This window comes from Micromonospora sp. ATA51 (assembly GCF_016802855.1).
GTDB classification, from domain to species: Bacteria; Actinomycetota; Actinomycetes; order Mycobacteriales; family Micromonosporaceae; genus Micromonospora; species Micromonospora sicca.
In genome coordinates, this window is sequence record NZ_JAEVHJ010000703.1 from 1 (window position 1) to 1,027 (window position 1,027).

Below are 1,027 nucleotides of genomic sequence, written 5' to 3' on the forward strand. Positions count from 1 at the left end.
GAGTTGGCTGATTTCACTCCAAAGGGCGTGCTCAGTTCACCCCGGAGCCCGAGCTCCTTCGCCGGTTTCGTCTGACGGGGGACGCCGCAGGCTCAGCCTTCTACTCCAGTGGCGGCGTGCGCGGCGCCGACCGGCTTGGATTGGGATGATCCCCGCTGCCGCAGGTAGATCGACAGGACCACCATCGACGTCACGGCCAGCAGCTCCGACTGCCAGTTCTCGACGTGCACCCTCCCACGGTCAATACAGCCAGGGCTGCGCCTACTGCCACAAATGCGACCCTCACGCACGGCTACATCCCCCGCTTGGTGCCCTTCAATCCGAACCTTGATCACCAGCTTGGACAGCCGGCGGCCGAACGGCGCAGATCGACCATGACCGCCTCAACGCGACCGCGGAGCGGTGGAAAGCGCGGCCGGGGTGGCTGTCTGCTCAACCACCCCGGCCCTAGGATCTACGTCAAGTTCTGCCCTACCTGCCTGATGCTGCGGTGTCCGTCAGCCGTCGGGAGGCGCGGATGCGGTGAGAGATCACCGGTCCGATGGCCCGCATTACTGCTCAGGACTGAGGTGGCGTGGTCTCGTCCAGGTTCATCGGGGTGCCGGTTACCGCCAGCAGGTAGGTGATGCACGGGGGCGGCCTCGCGCAGGGCCAGCTTCACGTGAGCGTGAGCGTGAGCGGCGGCGCGCTGCGATCGCAGCAGGGCGCTGATGCCGTGGGCGCTGAAGAAGGTCACCCCGGAGAGGTCGAGCACGAGCCGTGCGGGTCGCCGGTCGATCGCGTGTTCGGTCAGCTCGGTGATGAGGTGCGCGGTGCTCATGTCGACCTCGCCGCAGACGGTGATCAGCGTTGCGGGCCCTTCGACATCCAGGGACAAGGTCATGATCGGTTTGGTGGGCTCGGTGTGGTGCCCAGTGGGCCGTTCGATGGTGGACATGCCGCCTCCCGATGATCCATCGGTCAGTCGGGTCCTCCCGCCGGCGTCGAGGCGCGGTGGCAGACCCTGGGCGCATGTCTTGACCCGCGG

The 1,027-nt window shown here is 66.9% G+C and carries 2 protein-coding genes; both read right to left on the minus strand.

Annotation, left to right across the window (positions count from 1 at the left end; all coding sequences use genetic code 11):
* Positions 1-92 precede the first annotated feature (92 nt).
* Positions 93-230 carry a DUF6766 family protein gene (locus JNW87_RS39070; protein WP_161557831.1) on the minus strand — a complete coding sequence of 46 codons (138 nt, stop codon included), beginning with the start codon at positions 228-230 and terminating at the stop codon, positions 93-95.
* Between the two features lie 224 nt (positions 231-454).
* The gene (locus tag JNW87_RS39075; RefSeq protein ID WP_109801950.1) at positions 455-937 is read right to left on the minus strand and encodes an STAS domain-containing protein; all 483 of its coding nucleotides are present in this window, start codon (positions 935-937) and stop codon (positions 455-457) included.
* Positions 938-1,027 lie beyond the last annotated feature (90 nt).